The following is a 25,559-nucleotide window of genomic DNA, read 5'->3' as shown; positions in this document are numbered from 1 at the left end:
TCTCAATGACCTGCGGCATATGCTCCAGGAAAAGCTGGAGGCCTCAGCGATTCTTTTCGATGAGATCAGCACCCATAGTCGGACTCATTTTAGTTTGATTATAGTCTCGCCTCACTACCACCACGGACTGGAAATAAGCACCCAACGGATACTACCGCGCCCCTCTTCAGTCTGGAGCAAGTCAATCGGACGCTGATCATTCAGAATTGGAACATTCCAATACAGCCATCTAACTGCACCACTTCTAAGACAACCCCAAATTGCCTTAGTTATACAGCGGTCAGAAACAAGACGAACGAGCTCCGCCGTGACTTCGTTATCTTTCCACTCAGATTCAAGGACCCGAACAAAATCGTCCCACCCCTCAGGTAATTTTTCCACTTTCAACCTCCCGACAAACGCCCAAAGGAAATTAGATTCCTCAGACTGACCTGCTTCGCCCTCCAAATCTCGATATTTATTCAATCTTCGGGTTGCAGTTGTCGGCACTTCTTCGTCTTTCACCACACCTTACCGAATGGCAAGGTGTTGCACTCCAGATTTGAGTCCCTCCTCAGGAAGCAGCATCATCTTCTAGCACTCTTTGCAAGAAAATTCTCGCCCTTTTTGATATTTCCTCCCATTTATCAACGCCAATCACAACATTACGCTCATTGGGATATATCGTCATTTCGATCTCTTTTTCATCCGTAATTCCTATTTCCATGAACGGATCATTTTCACCAACCCTGTATATGCACATATAGGGGTAGGTAAAATTAATATCACCAACTTTCTCAAAAATCAGATCGTCCATTTATTTCGAAATCCCTCTAAATCCAATAAAATCACCCGAGGCCCCCCAACTTGCAGCCCTCCCATCGGGCAATGTGTATGTGACCCATCCATTCGGATATCGCCCCCCAGATCCAGTCGTACGCGCACCATCCCGTAGAATTTCCCGTATGGAATTTGCGGCTAGTTCGTTAAGTTGGGTATCCGTTCTGTATACTTTCCTCAGCTCTTGAGTTGAATCGAACCCGAAATATTCGGGATGTTTTGTAACGGCTCGGCCCGCATTTGTTATGAGTTGGCCTTCCTTGTACGGTTGTTGGGCCGTAACAGATAAGACTTCTGGGCTGATCTTGATAGGATGCAGAATCATCCCATCACCAGCAATATTGTCCGCCAACAAACGGTCCGGCAAGCCCTTGATGAGGGTGGATGCGGTATCTCCGGCAGTCAGCTTGGCCGCTTCATCAGCAGCTCGCAATCCCCTGGCGATCTCCACTGCCTTGCTGACGGCGCCAATGGCAACTGTGATACCTTTGCCAACGGCCACAAATTCTGCCACGAACTTCTCAACTTCATAAAAGCTCTGAATCGCGTCTTTTTGATTCCAGAGGTGCTGTAACTGATTGATATCTTCCTGAGCTTGCGCGGAGCACATCCGCGGTGGTGCGCACTCTGCTTTGGCCTCATTGAGCGCGCTTTCGATGGCAGGCCACACGAGCACGTTGAGGACAACTTTGCAGCTATCGCTGCTGATACAAGCCTGTGCATCAGCTTGTTGCTTCTTACTGATGGCATCCCACGCGGCGGTAACTGCATCGCATTCCCGAGCTGATTTACAAGCGGCAAGATCTTTCTTGCGTTGTTCACGCTGCTCGTGCGCTAAGAAGTTGTTCTGCACTGCAATCTGCGCTGTCCCCGCTGCGGCAGCCACACCGGCAGTTGATCCGCCCGCCGCGCCAGCAGCCATACCGCTAACCGCCATCCCAACTAGTTGCACCAGCGCTTTACGATCCTTTTCCGACAACCCATCGATCGCCAGCAACTGCTTGCCAAACGTCACCATCGCCAGTTCGGCAGCACCCGTGCCCGCCGCCCCGGCCACAAACTCCCCACCCATCGCCCGGCTGATCAGCCCGCCAATCAGCGCATGCACGGCCACCTTCACCTCGGGAGGCTGCCCCTCCAGCATGCTACCGACCTTGTTGTACAGGATCGGCGCGGCCTGCTGCACCACCTGCGCCTGCAACCGCGCAATCTCCTGCTGCTCCTCAACCTTCTGCTTATCAAAGATCTTCCCGATCGCGCCGTCGTTGGCGTGCTCCGTGTCCCGGTTCAAGCCCGCTACCGTGGCCTGCGCGTCCTTGCCTGTCTTCGCCACCTGCCCCGCGTTGTCGGTGATGACGACCGTGCCCGCCGAGATGGCCGAGCGCGTCGTGCCCGACGCATTCCCCGCGATCGGCCCCTGCGCGTTGCCGACGGCATTGCTCGCCAGGTTGCTCACCCCCTGCTGCATCGGCGTCGGCACCGCCTCCGAGTTGAGCGGATTGGCGCTGGTGTAGCTCACGCTGACGCTGCTCTGCTCGCTTGAGTACGCCGCGTGGTTCTCCACGTCCCGCGTGGTCAGCGTGCCCGTGCGCAGCACGTTCTTGCTCGGTGCCGCCGTGGACGAGATCACCCCGCCCACCAGATCCGTGTTGCCCTTCACGTTGATGTTGTAGCCGCCCGTGCCCGCCGCGATACCGCTCTGATGCACCACCGACGCATACGTGCTGTCGGTCTTGCCCTCCGCGACGTTCGCGTTGCCGCTGAAGGTCGACCCGTAACAGAACGGCGGAAAGCACAGACTCACCTGCGCGCCGCCGCTCTCCGAACGGCTGGCGTAGTTGTCCGTGTCCTGTCGGCTCTCCACGTTCAGGTTGCGGCCCACCGTGGCGTTCACCGTGTTGCCCGACGCTTGCGCACCACGCAGGTTCGCATCCCGACCAGCGTTGAGCGTCAGCGTGTCGGCGGCGTTCACCGACGAGTTCACGTGTGTGACCGCATCCCCGTCCGCATGCGCCCGGTTGAAGCCCGCGGCCAGCTCCAGCGTGAAACCGGTCTGGTTGCCGCCCAGGGCCACGCCCACGCCGATGCTCGCATTCGAGCCGCCGCTCTTGCTGTCCTGGTGCGTGTTGTCCTGACGGCTTTCCAGGGTGATATCGCGTGCCGCATCGAGCGAGACGTTACGCCCCGAGATGCTGGAGCCGCGCGCCACGATGTCGCCGTCCACCACCTTGCCCGACGCGTCCTTACCCGTCGCCGTGATGGTCACGTTCTGCCCCGCGCGCAGCGTGCTGCCCTGGTTGACCGTGGCGTTCGCGTTCGACTCGCTCGATGACGACCCGCCGCCGATGCTGAGCGTGGCCTTGACGATGGCGGACGACTGCGCTTGCGGCTGCGCCGCTGCCTGCACCTGGATGGCAGATCCGTTCTGGGAGTTCAGACCTGGATTCCCCGCAGCGTTGTAACCCATCAACGCCGCCTGCGCCAGATACAGCGCCGCGACGCGCGGATCCTTGTGCTGCTCGACAGCCCGCCCTGCCTGCTCCACCGACTGCGCGATGCTCACCGCATAGCCCGACATCGCCAGCGTCACGCCGTACTGGCTCGACGATTCCGTCTGCCGGCTGCGCTCGGCGTCCTGCCCCGCGTCGAGCAGCACGTTGCGGCCGGTCACCTTGAGGTCCCCACCGGCCGACACATCGGCACCGTGCACCGTTACGTCGTCTCGCGCGGCGATGGTGACGTTGCCCGCCGCGCTGCTTACCTGGCTGCGGATCGTGCTCTGTTGGCTCTTGGCCGTGTCCAACGTGCTGCTGGCGCTGCGCACGCCCACCGTGCCGGAGTAACCGTTGCCGCCCAGATCTCCGATCGTGCGGTCGGAATGGTCCTCGTGGCGACTGGAGGTGTCGTTGCCCGCCACGATGTCGACCTTGCCCTGCTTGGCCAGCAGATCCACATCCGACAGCGCCGAAATGCCACTGCCCGCGACGGTGATGTCGCCCGTGCGCGCCTGCACCTGCACGCTCTTGCCGATCACGACCGACGCGTTCTGGCGGCTGCTGTTGCCGGCGGCGTTGTCCGCACTGTGAGCGGAGCCGTAGGGTGCAAGCCCCACCCCGCTGCTGTTCGGCCCGCCACCGACATTGCGGCCAAGATCGCCCCAGGAGGGGCCGGCCGTGCTGAAGTGCGAGCCGGAGCTGCTGGCCGAACTCGACTCCTGGTAGGTGTCGGTGGACGCCTGAAGCACGACACTGCGCTGCGCATCCAGCGCTGCTGTGCCGCCGGCGCTCAGGGTGCTGCCGGTGATGGTGATGTCGCCGCTGGCGGCGCGGCCGTTGGCATCGGTGGCGCCGTTGCCCGTGGCGCGCAGGCGGATGTCGCCCGATGCGGTCAGTTGGCTGGCGCTGTGCGTCAGCGATTCGCTCGACGTCCGGCTGCTGCTGCCGCGGGCGTTGAACCCGATCGCCAGTTGCGGCGTATCCAGCGCCCCCGCGCCCACCTCATTGAGCGAGTTGCGCACGCGGTTGACCTTGCTGGGATCACGCTGCGCCTCGCGCTGGTTGCGCAAGGTGTCCAGCGGCGTGCCCACCAGCCCGACGGAAATGCCGCTGCTGTGCGCCTCCTGGGACGAGCTCGACCACGCGTGATCCTGCCCCGCTTCGATCCGGATGTTCTGCGCGCGCACATCGATGTTGCCGGTGGCGCCGCCAGCCGAGCCCGCCATCACATCGCTGCCGATGATGGCCGCGTCCTTGCCGGCCGAGATCGACACGTTGCCGCCGGTGCTGCCGACCGTGCTGCGCGCATCGCTCTGCGTGACCTCGTGCAGTTCGGAACGGCCGTTGGCGCCGCTGTGGCCGTAGGCGATCCCGATCCCCCCGGTGCCGGAGAAGCCCGACTGCTTTTGCTCGAAGCTGTGCGATTCGTCACGGACGTTCTGGCCGGCCGTGATGAGCACATTGCCGCCCACGGCGTTCAGGCTGACGTCGCCCGAGCCCACCACGGCACTGTTGCGCACGGTCAGGTCATTGCCGGCCTGCACGCGTACGGAATTGCCCGAGACTGAACTCCCCGCCCCCACGTCCAGGTGCATCGCGTCGCTGGACGAGGCCGACTTGGACGACAGCGCACTCCCGCTCTCGCTGGAGACGGACCGGGTACTGTCATGCACCTCGCGTGCCTCGGCCAGGGTCACATTGCGGTCGGCCACGATGGTGACGCCGCCCGCCTTGGTCGATGCGCCGGACCTGGTGCCCGTCGGGTCGACACGACCAACGGTCATGTGCTCGGGGTTACCCGCAGCGGAGGCGGTCGACGTGTTGTCCTGCTGCGCCGTGCCGGCCGTGACCGACGAACCGATGAAGGTCACATTCCCCTTGCCGTCGGTCCGCGCCTGCCCGCCGGCGTTCGCGTTCACGGCGGCGAAGGTGGCGTCGCGGCCTGCGGTGAAGGTGGTCCCGGCGACCGTCTCGTCGTAGGTCCGGCTGGACTCTTTCCGTGCTTTGTCGTCTGCCGCGACGTTGTTGTACTTCGACGTGTCGGTGACCGTCGTCGCCGTCAGGTTGCCGCCGGCGATCACGCTCAGATCCTGCCCGGCACTGACCGTCGCCCCCTTGAAGGTAGTGTCATTGCCGCTCTGCATGGCCAGGCTGCCGCCCGCCGAGATCGTGCTGCCCTGGTGGGTCGTGCTGTCAGCTTCCCAATGATGCTGGCTGTTCTTGGTGACCGACTGCGACGTAGTCGATTGCACGGCATCGACCAGGATGTCATGCCCAGCCGTCACCTGCGCGTTGCCGCCGGCGGTGATGTTGGCCCCGTGCACGGTCAGATCGTTGCCCGCCCGCACCAGCAGATCGCCCGTCGAGGCAATCGAGCCCTGACGGCCGACCAGCGTCACGTTTGCGCGGCTGTTGCCCGCAACCGCCGTCGCGCCAACGGTATCCACCAGGGTTGTGTTGACGATGTCGTGGCCGGCCTGCGCCGCCACCCGGTTGCCGCTGATCTCGCCCGACGCATTGAGGATGTCGTGGGTGGCGGAGACCACCGTCGTGCCGTGGGCCTTGTCGCTCGAGATGGTGCCGCCCCGGTTGACGATGTCCGTGGCCGTGATGACCGTCTGCGTGCCGCCCTTGATCACGCCCGAGTTGGTCGCGCTGCCTACCGCATGGATCTGTACATCATCGGCGGCAATCAGCGCGCCGGTGGGCTGCAGATCGTTCGCATGCGTGTGCGCCAGATAGACGACCGGCGCCAGCACCTGCTGCGTGGAGCCGTCCGGCAGCTTCACGGTCTGGGTGACCAGCCAGACGATGTCGCTGGTCAAAGCGTCCATCTGGGCGGCCGTCAGCGCGATCCCCGGCACCAGGCTGAACTGCCTGGCCGCGTTGACGCCCGAGGCCATCAGCGCGCGGTACTGGTCTTCGTTGTTGCCGTAGCCCTGCAGATAGACGCGCCCGGTGAGCTGCGTGATCTGGTCGCGCACCAGCTTCTCTTCGTAGAAGCCGTCGCCCAGGCGCTTCTGGACCTGCTGCGGGTTCAGGTTCAGCGCGCTCAGCATGTAGTCGCTGGAGATGAACTTGGTATAGCTGGTCAGGCGCGGGTCGGTGGCGATCAGGTAGGGCTGGCCGGGCGCCGTGCGGAACGAGAACAGGCCGCTGGTCGGCAGGCTGATGTTGAGCGCGCCGTTGCTGCCCGCCACCGATTGTGGCGCGTTGACGGACGGTGCTTGGCCGCTGGCCGCCCCCACCGCCTGCTGGCCGGACGCGGAGACGCCGGAAGCGGCTTGATTGGCACCCAGCGTGCCGCCGGTCGCGCCCGTGGCGGAGCTGGCGGCGGCCACGTTGGTGTTGTTCAGGTTCGTCGCGTTGATCTGGATTGCGTTGTTGGCAATGAGGGTGCCGCCCGTGCCGCCGATCGCCACCGGTGCCGCCACCACTGGCGCTTGTGCCACTGTGCCGACATCCTGGTTCGTCCCCTCGTTCCATGCATAGGTCGAGACGATGTTCCGGGTCTGGTACTGATAAAGCGTCCGCCCGACGTTGTTGACCGTGGTGCCGCCGTAGTTGCCGCTGCCGACCGCGCCGCCTTGCTGCGAACTGCCGATCTTGATCGAGCCGCCGGCCGCGATGGCGCTGTAGTTGTTGTTGATGGTGCCGACGTTGGCCAGCGTCATGTTGCGGCCGGCGAGCAAGCGGGCCTGCGGCGCGCTGCTGGTCACCTGATCCTGCTGGGTCGTGGTGGTCGTGTCGCGGGCGATTTCGACACGCTGGTAACCGTTGTGGCCGTCGCTGCGCGTCGCATACTCCGTGGAGGGCACGTAGTTGGTATGCGGGTCGTAGGCGTCCCAGTAGTTGACGCTCACCGTGCCGTTGCCGTTGTTGGTGACCGCGTTGTAGTAGATCGTCTGGTTCTGGCCGTTGACGTTGACCACCAGCACGTTGTCGACCGGATTCGGCCCGGAAGTCTGCGACACGATCTGCGACGTGGAGAAGGTCGCATCGATCGGCGTCTTGTAGCCGCTGTTCCAGACCGCCTGCGTGCAGCCGCCGTGCGGCGCGGCGTTCATGGTCGCGCAGGCGATGTACTTGCCGCGCTTGGTTTCGTGCGCCGTGCTGGTGCCCGTCGTCACGGTCTGCACGATCGGCTCCGGCCGCGTGTTGTTCAGCGTCTGGGTGGCGATCTCCAGGTTGCCCTGCGCTTCGATGGTCGACTGATCGTTGTTGACCAGGTTCGAACGGTTGGCCAGCAGGCCGTTCCCATCCCGCGCGCCATTGGCGGCGATGTTGATGTCGCCCAGGCTGAAGATCGTCGCGCCGCCCGTGTTGGACAGGCTGTCGGACGCGTACAGGTTCAATTGCGTCGCCGCGGCCAGCGCCGCCGAGGCCCCCGTGTTGCTGATGGCCCGGGCGTTCAGCGTCACGTTGTTGCCGATCACGGTGCCCGTATTGGCGAACGACCCGCTTTGCGTGGAGACCGTGTCGCCTTCGATCCGCCCGGCGTTGGTGATCGCGCCGCCGGCGTTGACCGCGGTGGACGCCGAGTTCAGGTCGGCCCCGGCGCGATTGTCGACGTTGGCCGCGTTCACGGTCAGCGCGTTGACGGCGGCCAGCGTCCCCTGGTTGGTCAGGGTGCCGGTGGTGGTGAAGGTCAGGTTGTGGTTGGCCTGGATCTGGTTGGCGGCCGAGTGGGTGTAGTTGCCGTTGATCGTGATGGCGCCGTCGCCACCCGCGATGATCCGGCCGTCGCCGCTCAGTTGGCCGGTCGTGACGCTCAGATTGCGGTCGCTGCCGATGGCGCCGCCCTGGTTCGCCAGCGAACCGGTCGTCATCGCCACACTGCCGCCGCTGCCGGCGTCGTTGCCGATCTTGCCCGAGGTGTTGTCGAGCGAGGCGACATTGAGGCTCACCGCGCCGTTGCCGCGGATCGAGCCGGCCTGGTTAACGACGGCAGCGCCCGCTGCGTTGGCCGTGAAATTGTTCGCCGCCGACAGCGTGCCGCCGCTGTTGTTCACCGACCGGGTGGTGGCCAGCGTCAGGTCATGGCCGGCGACGATCTGCCCGCCCTGGGTATTCGACAGCGTTTGACCGGAGACCGTCACGTCGCCATTGCCGCCGATGGTGCCAGCGCCGGCCGCACCGCCGGTATTGGCGTTGACGACCGTGGCCGCCGTGACCTGGGTCGCACCGGTGCCAGTGTTGGCGATCCGGCCGTTGGTGTTGTCCACAGCCGCACCAGCCACCTGAAGCGTGGATGCGGTGCCGTCCGCCTCGATCTGGCCGCCGGTGTTGTCGATGGCCCCCCCGGCTGTGACCGAGGCGTTGCCCTTGGCCTGGATCAGCCCTGCCACGTTGCCCAGGGTGCTGCCGGACTGCACGGTGACGGCACCGCCTGCGGCAACGGTTCCACCCGAGTTGTCCACGCTGCCGCCCGACACCGACACCTCGCCATTGCCGCCGATCAGGCCGCCCCGGGTGTTGGAGAGCGCTTGGGTTGCACTCACGCGGGTTGCCTGGGTGCCGGCGTTCTTGATGGCCCCGCCGGCATTGGCGATGGAACCCGCCGATACGGTCAGCGCGCCGCTTGCCGCGACGGTGCCGCCCGCGTTGTCCAGTACGCCCTGATCCGTGATGGCGACGCCTTGCGCGCCCACGTAGCCGCCCGCGCTGTTGTCGAGCGATGCGACGTTGAGTGTGGCCTGCGATTGCGCCGACAGCTTGCCGCCCTGGTTCGACACGGCGCCGGCCTGGACATCCAGCGCACCGTTCGTCGCGATCGTGCCGCCGTTGTTGGACAGGCTTCCGGTCGTCACGGATAGCGTGCCGGTACCGGAATCGGTGATCGTGCCGTGGTCGTTGATCAGCGTCGCCGGTGCGAGCGTCAGGTCCGCGCTGTTGGTCTGGATGGAACCGTTGGTGTTGTCGAGCGTGCCGGACACGCCGATCGTGATCGGCCCCGTTCCGGACTGCGTGATGCTGCCGTTGCGGTTGATCAGGTTGGCCGCGGCCAGCGCAAGCTGGTTGCCGGTGAGGGTCCCCGCGCTGTTATCGAGCGTCGCGGCCGAAACGTTTGTCCGCTGGCCGGCTGCAATCGTGCCACCGCCGTTGGTCAGCGTCGTCCCGGCGGAGACCGTGGTATTGCCGTTGGCGGCGAGCGTGCCGGCATTGGTCAGGGTCTGCGCCGTGCTGACGCCCAGGTTCTGCACGGCACTGATGGTGCCGGCGTTGCTCAGTTGGCCGGCCTGCACGGTCACATTGCCGTTGCCGCCAATCGTGCCGCCCTGGGCGTTGTTGAGCCGCCCGGTCGTGGTGAGGTTCAGACCGTCGGTATTGAGCGAGGCGATGTGGCCGGCCGTGTTGTCCAGGCTGCCGGCGTTGGCATTGAGCGCTCCGGCGGCTTGCAATGTGCCGCCCTGGTTGGAGAGCGCGCCCGCGATGTTGGCCGACAGCGCATTCTGCGAGACGATCTGCCCACCTTGGTTGGACAGGCTGCCGGCGGTCACCGTCGCGGCGCCCTGGCTGGAGAGGTGGCCGCGGTCGTTGATCAGCGCGCCCTGGGCGTTGGCGCTCAACGCACCGCCCGCGCTTGTTGTGGCACCGGTCAGATCCAGATTGCCGGCCTGGGCGTTCAGACTGAGGTTGCCGTTGGCCGAGGTCTGGCTGCCGGCAAGATTGACGCTCGCGCCCTGCAGGGTCGCATTGCCACCAGCCACGTTCTGGCCGGTCGCGGACATCGATCCGCCGGCAACCACGGAGAGGTCGCCCGCATGCGCGAACGAACCATCACTGTTGACACCCGCCCCCAGCGTCCCGCTCGACGCCACGTTATTCGCGTTGATGCCCAGGTTCTGCTGCGCGGCGAGCGTGCCGCTGTTCGTCAGGTCACCGGACGTGCTGAGGGAGGCGGATTGCCGGCCGTAGGTGGTGCCGGTGTTGTCGATGCCGCCCTGGGCGGACACGGACAGGTTGCCGCTCGCGTTGGTCTGGCCGGCGAGCAGCAGCTTGCCCTGGGAGGTCAGCGTCAGATCACCCGCCTGGGCAGCGGCAACACCGCGCAGGGAAACCCCAACACCTTTCTCGGTCGAGGCCAGCAGAATCTTGTTGGCATACATGCCGCCCAGCTGGCTCACGTCGATGCCGTTGCCCGGGGCCGTGCCATCACCGGCAATCGGCGTCGCGTTGAGCGTGCCGCGGTCCACCTGGTTCGCCCCCGCCACCACGTTGAGCTGGTTGGCGTACACAGATGCGTTGACCGACACCGCCCGCGCAATCAGGTCCACCTGGTCGACGTTGCTGGCGTTCAGGCCCGCGCCCTGCACCGTGATCTGCCCACCGGTCACGCGGTAGGCATCCAGGCTGCCGCTGCCGCCGAAAACGGGCACCCCGGTCGTCAACGTCGCCCGGCTCGTATTGATGAAGCCCCCGCCGTTGACCAGGATGCCGTTCGGGTTGGCGATCACCACTTCCGCACGCGGGCCGGCCACCTCCAGATACCCCTGCAGGGTACTCGGCGACGTGCTGGTGACCTGGTTGACGATGATGCGCGCCGAGCCGCCGGGCAGCAGGTTCGGGTTGCCGTTGACGTAGCCGGCCTGCTGCGTTTGCGTGATGCCGGGGGCGTTGTTCAGGATGGTTCCCTGACCGGGAACGTTGAACTGCGTATAGGTATTGAGCGAAACACCGCTTCCGTTCGGCCGTGCGATGTTGACTTGCTGCAATCCGTTCTGCGTCTGGATGACATGGGCGCCCGACCCCGGGGCCGCGACAACCTGGGCCTGCACGGTATAGGACACGCCCAATACGCACCATGCCCCGAACACCACCGGCAGCACGGCGAAGCGCGCGGCGGTGGAGGTCGATGCGGCCGACGTGCCGGCTTGCCCGCCGGTCTGACGCCCCTTGCCTGTGCTTCTCGCCGATTCCTCTACGGCCACCAACATGCCGCGTACAGCGTTGAAAACGGTTCGATAGCACTTCGCGTTCATGACAACCCAGACTTTGTAATTTCTACCAAGACCGGGATTCTAAGCGCACTTTACTGCACAAAGTGAAGAAAACTACTCAATTTGAGGTAGCCAGACAGCGAAATTGCCGGAAGCCGCCGTGGCTTGCGCCAAACCCTCAAAAAACCTCATCGACTCAAGCCCAATGTGCTCCCCCTATCGTCAGTTCAACACCCGTCCCAGGTGGCCGATGATGCCGATGCCCACGTATCGCGAGCCCTCGTACTGAGCGGGCCCGAATCGGATCTCAAAATCCCCCAGGTCAAACGGGCCGCGCTGCAGCAGCGCCGTGCGCACCGCCTCGCCCGTGACCGGGCCGCTGATCCTGCGCACCGCCTCGACAAACAGGCGGGCGGCCACATAGCCCTCGAGCGCCGTCGCCGACCTGGCCAGGTCGGGCCGGCCGGCGGCGGTCATGTCGGCCACGAACGCCCGCACCAGGCGCACATTGCGCTTGCCGATCGGCGGCATCACCTCCGTGAGATGCACGCTCCGCGCAAGCTCAACGCTCGATGCGCGCACCAGTTCATCGGCGGACGGCGTGGAATCCGTCGTCACCACGGCAATCCCGCCGCGCTCGCGATAGGCGCGCAAGAACCCGCCGATGTTGACGCTGTCGGAAAACATCAGAATGGCGCCGGCGTCCACGCGCAGCACATCCTCCGCCAGTTGGGTCAAGGCCGCGCTGTCCATCATGTCGGTCGGCATGGGAAGGACCGCGGCCGGTTCGAGCCCGGATGCGCTCAGCGCGTCAACGCTGCTGTGCATGCCGTCTTCTCCGAACACATCGTCCCGGTAGAGGATGGCGACCTGCCGGCCGCCCAGCGACACGGCCTGGCTCACCATCTTGGCAGCTTCGGCCCGGACGCCCGCGCGGACATGGAACACCCAGCGGTTGTTCGGGTCTTGCCGCACCCGCGTGGAAGCGACGTTCGCGCCGATCACCGGAGTGCGGGTCGCGTCAAGGACGCCACGCCGGATCAGCGCCGCGATGCGTGCCGACCCGGAGTAGTTCAGCAATGCGGCCGGACGATACTGGCGAATCGTTTCCGCCGCGCGCTGGGTGGCGGCGTCCAGCCTGCCGGGGGCGTCGACGGTCACGACGTTGAATGTGTGGCCGTTGATGCCGCCGGCATCGCTGACCTTGCGGAGATAGCACTCCGCCGCCTCGGTGGTGGCGCGCATCGACATTTCCACGGAGCCTTCCGGCAGCACCTGGGCGACCGTGATGACATCGGCGTGCACGGCACGCATCGCGAAACCGGCGACCCAGGCCACCAGGATCGCAAAGCGCTTGAGCATCATGAATAGCACTCGAAATGCGCCGGCCCGCGCCGGCAACGGAGGTTCTGTCGGGTCATGGCGACAGGCACCGCAACGCTCAACGCCGGCGGCGGCGGCGCTGGCATGGCCGGGGGTGGGCCACCGGGCTCGCAGACCGGGCACGGCAGGCATCCATTCCCTTCAGCACCAGGCACCCTGTGACTGGATCGGGTTGAGCCAACGGAGGCATCCTTCAGTGGGTGACGGCAAGGGTTCCCCCACCTGCGCGTCGGGCTGCGCTGTGGTCTAGCGCCGCGGCCGGCACAGCACGTACGCCAGCGCCATCACGACGCATCCCATCGTCACGATCGCCCACGTCCGCCAATCGACCAGGATGCCGACCGCCCGGCAAACGGCCCGCTCCACGCGCTCTGGACGTTTCGTCGCGAGGATGGCGATGGCCAGGATCAGGCTCAGCACCGTGAACACAATCCCGAAGGCGTGGCCCTGCGCCGCAACGTAGTCGCGGGTGCCCGCTGCGCCAATCACATGGCTGTTCGCCGCGCCTCGCATGCGCTTGCCGCGCGCGTGGACAAGCATCGGTGTCGCGGCACGATGGTGAACACCCGCATCGCGCCAGCCGGCGTGCTCGCCTTCCATGCGTTGCATCCGGGCCTGGCAGGCGTCCGCGCTTGCTTCGTGCTTCATGGCGCCGCGCTCGATTGCACGCCGCTGCGCATCGACAAGCGCGCGATACGGGAAAAGCGCCCAATGGCAGGCAGCTCCACGCGAGCCGTTTCCCCGATCGGAAACAGGCCGCCTGCGTTCAATCGGATTGCGCACCGGCAAGCGCGGCCGGGCGCCATGACTTCAGCAACCATTTAAGCCTCACAGGTTTGAATAGGGTCGGGGCAACGCCGGCGCGCCGTCAGCGAAGGACGCGTGTCGTGGCAAAAGAACAGGCCACACGTCGGGAACGTGCGGATCGAGCGCCCGCCAGGCCCCCTGACACGCGGTGCCGCGCATCCGGGCGCCACCTTCAGCGTGATCCCCGCGCCTGCGTCACACTCCGGTGGGCGGCGGCGGCGCGCAGCCACAGCGTGCCGATCAGACTCACCAGCGCCGCGACCATGACGTAGAGCACCGGGGCGAGCATGGGATCAAACGCATGCGACAGCCAGGTCAGGTAGAACGGCGCAAAGCCCCCGATCAGCATGACGGTCAGGTTGTAGGCCGTCGACAGGCCGGTTGACAGCACCTTGGTTGGAAACAGATCCGCGAACGCCACCGGAATCGGCCCCGTGTAGGCGGCGCTCAGCAGGCCGAACACGATCTGGACACCGATCAGCGTACCGGCGGCCGGCGCATGATTGAGATACGCATACAGCGGATAGGCCAGGACCAGGATCGCCAGCGCCGCCCCCGACAAAACGCGCTGGTACCCCAGACGATCCGCGAGCCAGCCGAACAGCGGCGCCGTCAGCATCATGGTGACGCCGCTCGCCATGCTGCCCGCGAAGCCGGCGGACGACGGCAGCTTCAGCACGTGGATCGCATAGGTCTGCATATAGAACAGCAACACATAGGTGCAGACCGTCCACAGGATCACGATGGACGCGCCGATCAGCACCGCGCGGCGATGGCGCCGCACGACCTCGAGCAGCGGAGAATCCGCGCGCGCCTCGGTGGCGGCCCTGGCGAATGCCGGCGTCTCGTCCAGCCGGCTGCGGATCACATACCCGATCGGACCGATCAAAACGCCGAGCGCAAACGGAATGCGCCACCCCCACGCGCGGAGCGCTTCGGCATCGAGCAGCGACGTCGCGAGCGTACCGAGCATGGCACCGCAGACGATGGCCAGGCCGACACTCGCCTGAATCCAGCTCGTGTAGAACGCCCGCTTGCCGGGCGGCGCAATCTCGTTGAGGTAGGCGGTGGCCCCGCCCATTTCTCCGCCGGCCGAGAACCCTTGCAGCAGCCGGGCGATGACCGCGATCACCGGCGCCGCGATGCCGGCTTGCGCGTACGTCGGTGCAATGGCGATGAGCGCGGTGCCCAGCGCCATCAACAAGGCCGACAGCGCGAGCGCCGGCCGGCGGCCGCGACGGTCCGCATAGATGCCGAGGACGATTCCGCCCAGCGGCCGCGTCACGAACCCGACGCCGAACGTTGCAATGGCCAGCAGCAGCGCGGTGAACGGGTTCGCCGACGGAAACAGGACCGTCGCAATGACGGGTGCGAAAAATCCGTACAGCGTGAAATCGAACCACTCGAACGCATTGCCGAGAATGGCGGTGGCAACGGCATGCCGCTGTCGCGGCAGCGATGTCTGGCCAGCCAGGCTGGGGGATAAGGTGCCATGCATCGACAGTATTCCTCGTATTTGAACCATTGGCGCATTCTTGAAATTGCGCTCGGGCTTTGATTGAAAATCGCCGTTTATCTCGGCGTGGATGCTAGTGGAATCAAACGGCGGCGAACAACGAAAAATACGCATCCGCCCATGCGCTGGAAGCATGAATGCCGATCCTATGCAAATGCATTCATTGAAACGGATTGCTCAAGCAACCAGCTCGTAAACACGGTCGCCGCCCGATTCATGGAATGCTCATTCGGCGTGATGATGTGGTAACCACCGCCGAATGTCGCGGTTTCGCTGGTCGCTCGCACCAGCGCTTTTGTTTCGAGATGGCAATCGATGATCTGGCGCCAGCCGAGTAAAACGCCGTGACCGTGAAGCGCCATCTGCACCAGTTGCGGATAGTGGTTCGAGACAATGGCCCGGGGCTTCTTCGGCATCCCGACACCGTTCAGGCCCAACCATTCCTCCCACGACATCCAGGTCAGCTGCCGGTCGTCCTGCATCAGCAGCGTTTGATGCGCAAGCTCCGCCGGCGTCACGAGCCTCCCGCCGAGATAGTCCGGCGAGCACACGGGAAAGACCTCCTCATCGATCAACGGTTGGGCGTTGAACTGCGGCCCGCATGCGTCGCGCAGGTAATACAGCCCCACGTCGAACTCGGACGGCGCGAGCGACGCGAGGCTGTCGCGAACGATGATGCGCAGGTTGATATTGGGATGGCTGGCGTAAAAATGCCCGATGCGCGGTGCCAGCCAAAGCGTGGCGACGCCGGACGAGCAGGCGACGGCGAGATCGAGATCGCCGTATCGCTTCATCACATCGAAGGTGGCATCGGAGCACGCTTCCAGTTGCGACCGCACGCGATCCGCATAGCGCTGGCCCGCGACCGTCAGCTGCAAGGCGCGCGGCTCGCGCAGGAACAACTGGCGCCCGAGAAAATCTTCCAGCTGCCCGATTTGCCGGCTGACGGCGCTTTGCGTGAGATTGAGCTCGGCTGCCGCGCGCGTGAAGCTGGAATGTCTTGCGGCCGACTCGAATGCGATCAGGCATTGGAGAGGGGGAAGCGGGCTGATTCGCATACCTTTACATTCTTCTAACGCAGAATGCCCGGCACTTTAAATCAGACGTAAAGACGAGCCGTTACATCTTAGGAAATTCAGTCTTAAGAAAGGCTCAACTGCAGGCGCAACCATCCGCTCGACATGGCGCCTAACCGGCGCCGGTAGCGGATTTACACAGAAATCAATGCCGATTGGTAACCGGCCGATGAAAATTCAAAAATCCTGAATCCCCGCCAGTCTTCGGCTTTCGCGGTGCGGGTACCCTTTTCCCACTGGAAGCAGGTGGCCGGGCAGACTTCGATCGTCTGGCTGCCGTATTGAAGCTGGTAATCGCCGTGGACATGGCCGCAGATCACCAGCCTCACCTGCCGCTGGTCGTCAAGGAAGCTCAGCAGGCGCTCGCCATCCTGCAGCATGTAGCCATCCAGCAGGGGCGTCTGCGTCGGCACCGGATGATGGTGCATGACGACCGCAATCTGTTTCCCCGCCCCGGCCGAGGCCTCCACATCCGAGACAAAGCGCTCAAAATCCGGATCGCTGAGGTATCCCTCATCGGCCCCACGCCGGCAGGTCTCCAGATGGATGAAGTCCCAGTCCGCCGTCGTGAGCTTGCTCAGGCGATGGATGCGCTCCGATTGTCCGAACACGGCTTCCGCCCTGCCGCGATCATCGTGATTCCCGGGAATCCAGAACACCGGAATGCCCAGCCTTTCCAGCTCGAACCGCGCCAGCTCGTAGGAATCGGCGGACTCGTCCTGCGAAATGTCGCCTGTCAGAAAGCACGCATCCGGCCTGAAGTCATGTCCGCGGATTGCGTCGATCGTTTTCGACAGCATCGGATACGTGCGATAGCCCATCAACTCGGAGTCACGGTCGGCAAACAGGTGCGGGTCTGTGATCTGCACGACGGTGACGGTCTTGTTCCCTCTTGCTGCGGTCATCTCCACCATTGCTCTGTCCAATGCGGCATCGCCTTCATTCAAAACCAGCAGGGATTGTATGAAACGCATCGGCCGCCAGCATCCGCCGCGTCCATCCTCTTGAGCCGGGATGACATGCCGGCGGGTTCCGGTCAGGCAGGCCCCCCCGTGTTACCGCCTGCAGGCAAACCCCACAGGTCGCCCGCCACCGGCCAGCGCCGGGCCCCCGCAAGCGGCAAAGGGCTGCTGCAGGCGGCGCCCCGAAGCGCAAGACTCGGGGCCCGACGCGTCAGCCAAGGCCCGTCAACATGTGATTCTTAAGCCTCAAATTTCCTCACCAATCGCACGTAATGCGAGAAATTTTGTGAGAATGTGCGCGTCCATCCACCTCGCTCCCCCCGGCGAGGCTCCCTCGCCCACGTCACCCGTGGGCGTTTTTTTGGGCGCAACAAAGCCGCCGGGTGCGATGTCCCGGGCTGGCCGCCGCCGGGCGACCACCGGCCCCGGCCGCCACGTACGCCAAGCAATCACATGGCCAACCATCTCAGCAGCGTCACCACCATCCACAACGGGAAAGGCGATCCGGCCATCGAGCCGATCCGGAAGATCTCCGATCTGCAGCGCGGACGCATCGCAGCCAAAGTGCACGAACTCAAGCAGGCCACCCGCCTGGATGAGCGGGAGCTGTACGGGGTCATCCTGGCCGATTTCGGGCTGGCCGACATCGGCGACCTGCGGCGCGACCAGTTCAAGCCCGCCATGGAAAAACTGGGCCGATGGATCTCCGAAGTGCGCGAAGACCCGACTGACGCTCCCGCTCCCGTGCGGCGCGACCCTCCCTGTGCCGGCTGCACCCGATTGAACAGCAAGCTCACGCGGACGCGCCGGTGGATGGCGAGCGCGGCGTGCCTCGTCCTGCTGGCCGGCGCCGCAGCGGCGTATGTTTGGCTGATGGCCGGATGCCGACGTTGAGCGCCGGAGGGAACGGGCCATCGGGCAACCGGAAGCCATCGACGGCTGGCACGCGGGGCGACAACATCGTCCCCGCCGGTCGGCAAGGCCCCACCCGGAGGCGCGTGCGCCCGTGCCGAATCGGTCAAGCACAAACACCTTGATTTAATGTTGCACGCACGGGTGGATCAGCGCATCCAAAATAACTACCCTGCTTAAAATCAAACGATTACCCCCAGCATTAACGCCATTTCCATCCCGCGTCGTCCTCGAATGTTTTTTAACAAATAGCGGCCCGCGCGTTCAATCTTGCTTCTGACGGGTTTTGCAAAAAACACACGCCACATCCCTCGGCAATCCGAGAAAATGCCAGCGCCTTCGTACTTTTTTCAATTTCCACTGGAAGAACAGGCCTCTCCCGATCAGCCCAGATGCCCAACGGCAGGACATTATGCGAAGAACCGCAACGCAACCTTCGTCAACCTCTCATCCTGATTTAAAAAACTTCAACTCTGTCCGGTAAATTTTTCCCCCAGAATCCGTGCTCCCCATGCGCGGCGCATTGCTTCGGACCGCGCAATCGCGGGTCCATTCCTTGTCCTGATTCGGCGGCCTCACCCCCCACCTTTCCGGTGATTTGGGGGCCGGCGACTCTTTTCCATTTTTATCTCGGGAGAAATGCAATGCGGTACTCGACACCCATCCGCCATACGGCCATCGCACGGCGCGCAAGCGCTGGCAGCCGGCGTCCATGGCGGCTGGCGTTGCTCGCGCAGGCGGCGGCGGTCATGCTGCTGGCGGCATGCGGCGGCGGCGAAGATGGCTCGCCCACCTCGTCCAGCAGTACGCTGAGCGCGGATGGCTCGCAGCAGCAGGCCAACGCCGGCACCAGCCCGGGAACCAGCACTGGCACAGGAACCAGCACAACCGGAGCCAGCACCCAGCCCCCCGCCGTCGATGCAACCGTTCCCCCGCTCGAACTGCCCGCGCATATCAAGCCGGTCAACTACAAGCTGTGGTTCCGCCCGAATGCCGACCTGACGGGCTTCTCGGGCCGCGCCGACGTGGAGATCAAGGTCACCAAGCAGACCGGCGAGATCACCCTGGCCGCGCGCAACCTCCGCTTCGATCCGGCCCGGGTCACGCTCACGGCCACGGGCAGCAACACCACGCAGATGCTGGTGCCGGTGCCGCAGTCCCAGGGCGACTTCTATGATCTGCGACTCCCGACCGGTGACATCAAGCCCGGCACCTACATGCTGCACATGGAGTGGACCGGCACGGTCAACTTCACCAAGGCCGAAGGCCTCTTCAAGCTGGGCCTGCAGGGCGCGACCGGCGAAAAGTCGGACGCCCTCATCACCCAGGGCGCGGCCAACCTGTCGCGCCAATGGTTCCCCTGCTGGGACGAGCCGGCCTTCCGCCACACCTTCGAGCTGACGGCCGAAGTGCCGGGCGACTGGAAGGCCATCGCCAACGGCAAGCAGAACAGCGCGACCCAGCTGCCGGACGGCTACCAGCGCGTGGCGTTCGCCAAGACGCCGTCGATGCCGTCGTACCTGATGTTCTTCGGCGGCGGCAAGTTCGACGTGCTGGAAGACCAGTTCACCAGCCCGCTGGACACCAGCAGCACCCTGCCCCTGCGGTGGTGGGTGCCGGCCGGCGAAGCCCATTCGGCCGTCGCCGGCATGCAGTACACCAAGGAGGCGCTGAACTACTACTACAACTACTTCCAGATCCCGCTGCCGCTCGACAAGATCGACACCATCGCCGCCAACGACAGCTACAACAACAAGAACGCCGGCTTCGGCGGCATGGAGAACTGGGGCGCGATCTTCGAATTCGCCGACCAGGTGCTGGTGCCGCCCGAGGGCGCGCAGACCTCGATCCACTCCAAGGGCAACGCCCGCTCGTTCGCGGTGGTCTCGCACGAACTCGCGCACCAGTGGTTCGGCGACCTCGTCACGCTGGACTGGTGGGACAACATCTGGCTCAACGAATCCTTCGCCAACTGGTTCGAGAACATCACCAAGATCGAGCTGCACCCGGAGTTCACGGGCAACTCGTGGGAAGGCTATGCGGCGGCCAAGCAGCGCATCTACACGCTCGACCTGGCGGTGACGGCGGTGCCCGTGCAGCACAACCTGAGCGACACCGGCTCGAACGACTTCCTCGACCGGTTCGCCTACCACAAGGGCGGGCACGTGCTGCAGATGATCGAGAACTACATCGGCCACGATGCGATGCGCCGCGGCCTGCAGGCATACCTCAACAAATACAAGTTCGGCAACGGCACGCCGACGCGCCTGTGGGCGGAGCTGGAAGCCGCCAGCGACAAGCCGGTGAGCAAGGTGGGCGACAGCTTCGTGCGCCAGACGGGCGTGCCGCTGGTCACCATCGACGCGCGCTGCAACCCGGTCACCAACCAGAACGTGGTGACCATCTCGCAGCGCGCCTTCCCCAGCAAGAACATGTACCCCGGCTATCGGTGGAATATTCCGCTGGTGCTGAAGTACGGCGAGAATTTCTCGCAAACCCAGACCCTGATGTTCGACCAGGCCGGCACGCAGATCTCGCTGCCGACCTGCTCGGCGGTGCTGGCCAACCCGACCGGCCTAGACTACTACGTCACCAACTACAGTCCGGCGCTGTGGAGTGATCTGCTGGCCCAGGCCGGTGCGATCACCGACAAGGCCACCGCCGCCAACATCGCGGGGGACGCGACGCAGCTGTACAACGCCGGGCTGATGAGCCAGGCCCTGTACAGCCAGATCACCGGCATCCGGGCCTTCCAGCCGGTGCTGCAGACGCTGCGGACCCAATCGGTGGGCGTGGGCATCGGCGCGCAGCAGGTGCCGCCGCTCGAGACGCCGGTCCACAGCATCAAGTACCAGGGCGTGATGAAGCATCTGAGCGACCTGTCGCAATAGGCGCGCGCAATGCAAACGGGCCGCACCTTCCGGGGCGGCCCGCTGTCATGGCGGTTGCGGCGGACAGTGTCCGCCGCTTTTTCTTTCTGCGTCAGCCGGTACGGTGCAGGAACGTGGCCTGCACCACCTCCGTCATCCAGATGGCGCTGTCGCCGGTCTGGCCGTGCTCCAGCACCTTGACGGCGGCATCGAACATCTGACCCGCCAGCACATCGGACGCCACGATCTCGATGCGCACGCGCGGCACGAACTCCGTCAGATCTTCCTTGATGGAGTGCGCACCCGCCAGCGACGCCGTCGGCGGATAGCCGCTCACCTCGCCCACGGTCATGCCGGGAAACCCGGCACAGCCGCGCAGTGCCTCATGCATGCGCTCGAGCAACTGCGGCCGCACCACAATGCGGATTTCCTTCACGATCTGGCCTCCTCATCGAACCATTTATAGAGCGTGGGCAGCATCACCAGCGTCAGCAGCGTGCATGTCAGCAAGCCGCCGATGACGACGATGGCCAGCGGGCGCTGCACCTCGGAGCCCGGGCCGGTGGCAAACAGGAACGGAATCAGGCCCAACATGGCAACAGTAGCCGTCATCATCACCGGGCGAAAGCGCAGACGCGCACCCAGCCGCACGGACTCGTCGACCGACATGCCCTGCTCGCGCAGGCTGCGGATCGTGCTGACCAGCACCACGCCGTTGAGCACCGCGATGCCCCACAGCGCCACGAAGCCCACCGAAGCCGGCACCGACAGGTACTCGCCGGTGACGAACAGCCCGAGGATCCCGCCCACCGAGGCGAACGGCAGCACCAGAATGATCAGCGTGGCGTAGCGCACCGAGTTGAACAGCAGGAACAGCAGGAAGAAGATCGCCGCCACCGTGATCGGCACGATCACCTTCAGGTGCCCCATCGCGCGCTCCATGTTCTGGAACTGGCCGCCCCACTCCAGGTAGTAGCCTTCCGGCAGCTTGACCTTCTGCGCCACGGCGGCCTGCAGCTCGGCAACGAAGCCGCCCAGGTCGCGGTCGCGCACGTTCACGCCCACCACCACGCGGCGCTTGCCGAGCTCGCGGCTGATCTGCGCGGGGCCGTCGGTCACCTCGATGCGCGCGAGGCTCTCCAGCGGCACCTGCGCGCCGTTGGGCGCGGCGACGATCAGGTTGCGGATCGCCTCCACGCTGCCGCGGTACGCCTCGGGCAGGCGCACCACCGCGCCGAAGCGGCGCTCGCCCTCGAAGATCTCGGTGGCTTCCTTGCCGCCGATGGCGGTCTCGATCACGTTGTGCACGTCGGACGCGTTCAGGCCGTGGCGCGCGATGGCCTGCCGGTCGATGGCGATCTGCAGGTACTGCTGGCCGGTGATGCGCTCGACCCGCATGTCCTGCGCCCCCTGGATGCCCTGCGCCACGCGCGCGATGGCCTCGGCCTTCTCGCGCAGCACGGCGAGGTCGTCGCCAAACACCTTGATGGCGACGTCCGAGCGCACGCCGGTGACCATCTCGTCGACCCGGTCGGAGATCGGCTGGGCCATCACGATCTGCACGCCGGGCAGCGCCTGCAGCGCGCGGCGCATGCCCTCGGCGATGTCGTCCTGGGTCCAGCCCTTCGGCCACTGGTCGCGCGGCTTGAGCGAGACGATCGGCGTCGATTCGTTCTGGCCCTGCGGGTCGGCCGGCGACTCGCCCCGGCCCACGCCCGACACCGCCGACCTCACGCCCGGCACCTGCATCACCAGGCGCATCGCCTCCATCTCCATGCGGACCGATTCTTCCAGCGAGATGTTGGGCGCGCGGTTGATGCCCGGCACGATCGAGCCCTCCTTCATCTCGGGGATGAACGCCGTGCCCAGGAAGGGCATCAGCGCGCCGGTGGCGAAGAACACCGCCACGGCCACCGCCACGGTCTTGCGGCCGTTGTTCAGGCTCAGCTCCAGCAGGCGCAGGTACGGCTTCTTGAGCTTGCGGATCAGCCAGGTGTCGTGCGCATCGTGCTGCGCATGCGCGTCGTCTGCGTGATCGCCCCCGGCATGTTTCGACGCTTTGGGCTTGAGCAGGTACGACGACAGCACCGGCGTCAGCGTCAGCGACAGCACCAGCGAGATGAACAGCGCGATCGCGATGGTGAACGCCAGCGGCGCGAACATCTTGCCCTCCATGCCCTGCAGCGTCATCAGCGGCAGGAACACCAGGATGATGATGCCGACCCCGAAGATCACCGGCGTGGCCACCTCCGTCACGGCATGCAGGATGACGCGCACGCGGCTCTCGTTCGGGTCGCGCGGCTTGGCCAGATGCGCGAACGCGTTCTCGACCACCACCACCGAGCCGTCCACCATCAGGCCGATGGCGATCGCCAGCCCGCCCAGCGACATCAGGTTGGCCGAGATGCCCAGCCGGTTCATCGCCATGAAGGTCAGCAGCGGCGTCAGCACCAGCGTGCCGACCACGATCAGCGAAGACCGGATGTCGCCCAGGAACAGCAGCAGCACCAGCACCACCAGCACCACGCCCTCGAGCAGCACCTTGACCACCGTGTCGAGCGCCGCATCGACCAGCTCGGAGCGCTCGTAATACGGCACGATCTTCAGGCCGTCGGGCAGCATGCCGTTGTCGTTGATGGCCTTGACGCGCGCCTGGATGCGCGCGACGACTTCCTTGGCGTTGCCGCCGCGCATCATCATGACCACGCCGCCGACCGATTCGGTCACGCCGTTCTTGACCACCGCCCCCGCGCGCGCCGCCGTGCCGATCTTCACCTCGGCCACGTCGCGCAGGGTCAGCGGCGTGCCGCCCACTTCCTTGAGCACGATGGCGCCGATGTCGTTGATGTCGCGCACAAGGCCCACGCCGCGGATCAGGTACTGCTCGGCAAAATGCGGCAGCACGCCGCCGCCCGAGTTGGCGTTGTTGGCGGCCAGCGCCTCGAACACCTGCTGCACCGTCACGTTGTGGTGGCGCAGCCGCTCGGGATTGACCAGCACCTGGTATTGCTTCTCATAGCCGCCCTGCGAGTTGATCTCCGCCACGCCCGGAATGGAGCGCAGCAGCGGCCGCACCACCCAGTCCTGGGCGATGCGGCGGCGGGTCAGCTCGTCGGCCGACAGTTCCCGGCTGCCGTCGTCCGGACGATCGAGCGTGTACTGGTAGACCTCGCCCAGCCCCGTGGACACCGGCCCCAGCACCGGCGTCACGCCCACCGGCATGCGCGACTGCACTTCGATGATGCGCTCCATCACCAGCTGGCGCGCGAAGTACACGTCGGTCTCGTCGCTGAACACCAGCGTGATCAGCGACAGGCCGGGCTTGTTCAGCGAGCGCATCTCTGTCAGCGCCGGCAGGCCGGTCATCGCCATCTCCACCGGTACGGTGACGAAGCGCTCGACCTCCTCGGGCGAGCGCCCGGGCGCCTCGGTGGCGATCTGCACCTGCACGTTGGTCACGTCCGGAAACGCATCCAGCGACAGCTTGCGGGCGGCGTCGATGCCGAAGAACAGCAGCACGGCGGCCACCACGGCCACCACCAGCCGCTGCTTGAGCGCGCCGCGTATCAATGCGTCGATCATGCGCCCTCCATCTCGGCGCGCTTGCGCTCATTGTTGAGGTGGAAGCCGCCCTCGACGACGATGGGCTGCCCGGCCTGCAGGCCCGAGGCCACCGGCCGCACGCCGTTCGACTCGTCGCCCAGCTTCACCGGCACCAGCCGATAGTCGGTCTGGCTGACCTGCACGAACACGTAGTCGCGGTTGTCTTCGCGCACCACGGCCGCGGTCGGCACCACCAGCTTCTGCTCGGGGCGCGACTCGATCAGCAGCGTCGCCAGCATCGACGGCTTGAGCGCGCGCTCGGGGTTGTCGACCTCGGTGCGGACCGTCACCGTGCGCGTCTGCGGATCGACGATGTCCGACACCCAGATCAGTTTGCCGACGATGCGCCCGCCCGGCGCGCCGGTCTCGATCTCCACCGCCTGACCGGCACGCACCAGCGGCGCGGCGCTCTCGGGCACCTGCCCCACCACCCACACGCGCGACAGATCCGCCACGGTGAACAGCGCATCGGCCGGCTGCACCACCTGGCCGCGCGTCACCTTGCGCTCCACCACCGTGCCGCCCAGGCTCGCCACCACCGGCGAGATCGAAGACATGCCGCCGGTGCGCATCTTGGCGAGCGTGGCGGGCGACACGCCCATCACGCGCAACTGATCCACCGCGGCGCGCACTTCGGCTTGCGCCATGGCCAGCTCGCTCTGACGCTTCTGCAGCTCGGCCGAGCCGATCACGTCGGCCGCCAGCAGCAGCTTGGCGCGCTCCAGCGCCCGGGCCTGCAGGTCACGCTGCGCGACGGCCTTCTGGTAGGCGAGCTGCGCGGTGCCGAGCTCGGTGCTGTGCAGCTGCGCCAGGATGTCGCCGGCCTTGACCTGCTGGCCCGGCACCACGAGCAGCTCGGTCACGCGGCCCGTCACGGATGCGCCGATGCGGGCGACGCGCTGCTCGTCGAAGTCGATCTGCCCCGGCACGCGCAGGCGCTCGGAAACCGCCTGCTGCCCCGCGGGCGCCACCTTCAGGCGCGCGGTCAGCGCGGGCGGGGCGACAACCACGTTCGGGTCGGCCGCCTGCTGCGCGGCGCGGGCGGCATCGGTGCCGTCCTTGCCGCAGGCGCCGAGCAGCAGCACCGCTGCCGCGGCCACCACCGCCAGTCGCCACGAGGAAGAGAGAGAAGAAGAACGATGTGTCATGGTCAGGCCAGGTTCAGGAATTCGGGAA

Annotated in this window: 13 protein-coding genes; 2 read left to right on the top strand and 11 right to left on the bottom strand. The window is 65.4% G+C overall.

The genetic code is table 11. From position 1 onward, the window contains the following. Window positions 1-114 precede the first annotated feature (114 nt). The 8 genes from GO999_RS16820 to GO999_RS16785 all read right to left on the bottom strand — a co-directional run bounded on the left by GO999_RS16820 (window position 115) and on the right by GO999_RS16785 (window position 16,950). Window positions 115-504 carry a hypothetical protein gene (locus GO999_RS16820; protein WP_157048841.1) on the bottom strand — a complete coding sequence of 130 codons (390 nt, stop codon included), beginning with the start codon at window positions 502-504 and terminating at the stop codon, window positions 115-117. A 49-nt stretch (window positions 505-553) separates the two neighbouring features. Next, on the bottom strand, window positions 554-796 hold the full coding sequence (locus tag GO999_RS16815) for a hypothetical protein (protein WP_157048840.1): 243 nt from the start codon (window positions 794-796) through the stop codon (window positions 554-556). Then, the gene (locus GO999_RS16810) at window positions 797-11,296 is read right to left on the bottom strand and encodes a hemagglutinin repeat-containing protein (protein ID WP_211906999.1); all 10,500 of its coding nucleotides are present in this window, start codon (window positions 11,294-11,296) and stop codon (window positions 797-799) included. It lies immediately after the preceding gene. 180 nt (window positions 11,297-11,476) lie between these two features. Next, window positions 11,477-12,619, bottom strand: a complete 1,143-nt coding sequence (locus GO999_RS16805) for an ABC transporter substrate-binding protein (RefSeq protein ID WP_071014222.1) — start codon at window positions 12,617-12,619, stop codon at window positions 11,477-11,479. A gap of 264 nt (window positions 12,620-12,883) precedes the next feature. Next, window positions 12,884-13,285, bottom strand: a complete 402-nt coding sequence (locus tag GO999_RS16800) for a hypothetical protein (RefSeq protein ID WP_211906998.1) — start codon at window positions 13,283-13,285, stop codon at window positions 12,884-12,886. A 331-nt stretch (window positions 13,286-13,616) separates the two neighbouring features. Continuing rightward, the gene (locus tag GO999_RS16795; protein ID WP_211907174.1) at window positions 13,617-14,942 is read right to left on the bottom strand and encodes an MFS transporter; all 1,326 of its coding nucleotides are present in this window, start codon (window positions 14,940-14,942) and stop codon (window positions 13,617-13,619) included. A 164-nt stretch (window positions 14,943-15,106) separates the two neighbouring features. Further along, window positions 15,107-16,018, bottom strand: a complete 912-nt coding sequence (locus GO999_RS16790) for a LysR substrate-binding domain-containing protein (RefSeq protein ID WP_028854169.1) — start codon at window positions 16,016-16,018, stop codon at window positions 15,107-15,109. 152 nt (window positions 16,019-16,170) lie between these two features. Continuing rightward, complete coding sequence (locus tag GO999_RS16785) at window positions 16,171-16,950, bottom strand: metallophosphoesterase (RefSeq protein ID WP_028861514.1); 780 nt, start codon at window positions 16,948-16,950, stop codon at window positions 16,171-16,173. 501 nt (window positions 16,951-17,451) lie between these two features. On the opposite strand from GO999_RS16785, the gene GO999_RS16780 reads away from it, so the two are divergent. Next, the gene (locus GO999_RS16780; protein WP_087452543.1) at window positions 17,452-17,892 is read left to right on the top strand and encodes a hypothetical protein; all 441 of its coding nucleotides are present in this window, start codon (window positions 17,452-17,454) and stop codon (window positions 17,890-17,892) included. 662 nt (window positions 17,893-18,554) lie between these two features. Next, on the top strand, window positions 18,555-20,801 hold the full coding sequence (locus tag GO999_RS16775) for a M1 family metallopeptidase (RefSeq protein ID WP_211906997.1): 2,247 nt from the start codon (window positions 18,555-18,557) through the stop codon (window positions 20,799-20,801). Window positions 20,802-20,892: 91 nt separating this feature from the next. On the opposite strand, the gene GO999_RS16770 is transcribed toward GO999_RS16775, so the two are convergent. Genes GO999_RS16770 through GO999_RS16760 form a run of 3 tightly spaced genes read right to left on the bottom strand, consistent with a single transcriptional unit; the run spans window position 20,893 to window position 25,531 of the window. Beyond that, on the bottom strand, window positions 20,893-21,216 hold the full coding sequence (locus tag GO999_RS16770; RefSeq protein WP_011003834.1) for a P-II family nitrogen regulator: 324 nt from the start codon (window positions 21,214-21,216) through the stop codon (window positions 20,893-20,895). Continuing rightward, window positions 21,213-24,362, bottom strand: a complete 3,150-nt coding sequence (locus tag GO999_RS16765; RefSeq protein ID WP_016724457.1) for an efflux RND transporter permease subunit — start codon at window positions 24,360-24,362, stop codon at window positions 21,213-21,215. Before GO999_RS16765 ends, GO999_RS16770 begins: the two co-directional genes overlap by 4 nt. Further along, complete coding sequence (locus GO999_RS16760) at window positions 24,359-25,531, bottom strand: efflux RND transporter periplasmic adaptor subunit (RefSeq protein WP_211906996.1); 1,173 nt, start codon at window positions 25,529-25,531, stop codon at window positions 24,359-24,361. Before GO999_RS16760 ends, GO999_RS16765 begins: the two co-directional genes overlap by 4 nt. Window positions 25,532-25,559 lie beyond the last annotated feature (28 nt).

It is taken from the genome of Ralstonia nicotianae, assembly GCF_018243235.1.
GTDB lineage: Bacteria > Pseudomonadota > Gammaproteobacteria > Burkholderiales > Burkholderiaceae > Ralstonia > Ralstonia nicotianae.
The sequence above is the reverse complement of the archived record's forward strand: the minus strand, read 5'-3'. Positions and strand labels throughout refer to the sequence as shown.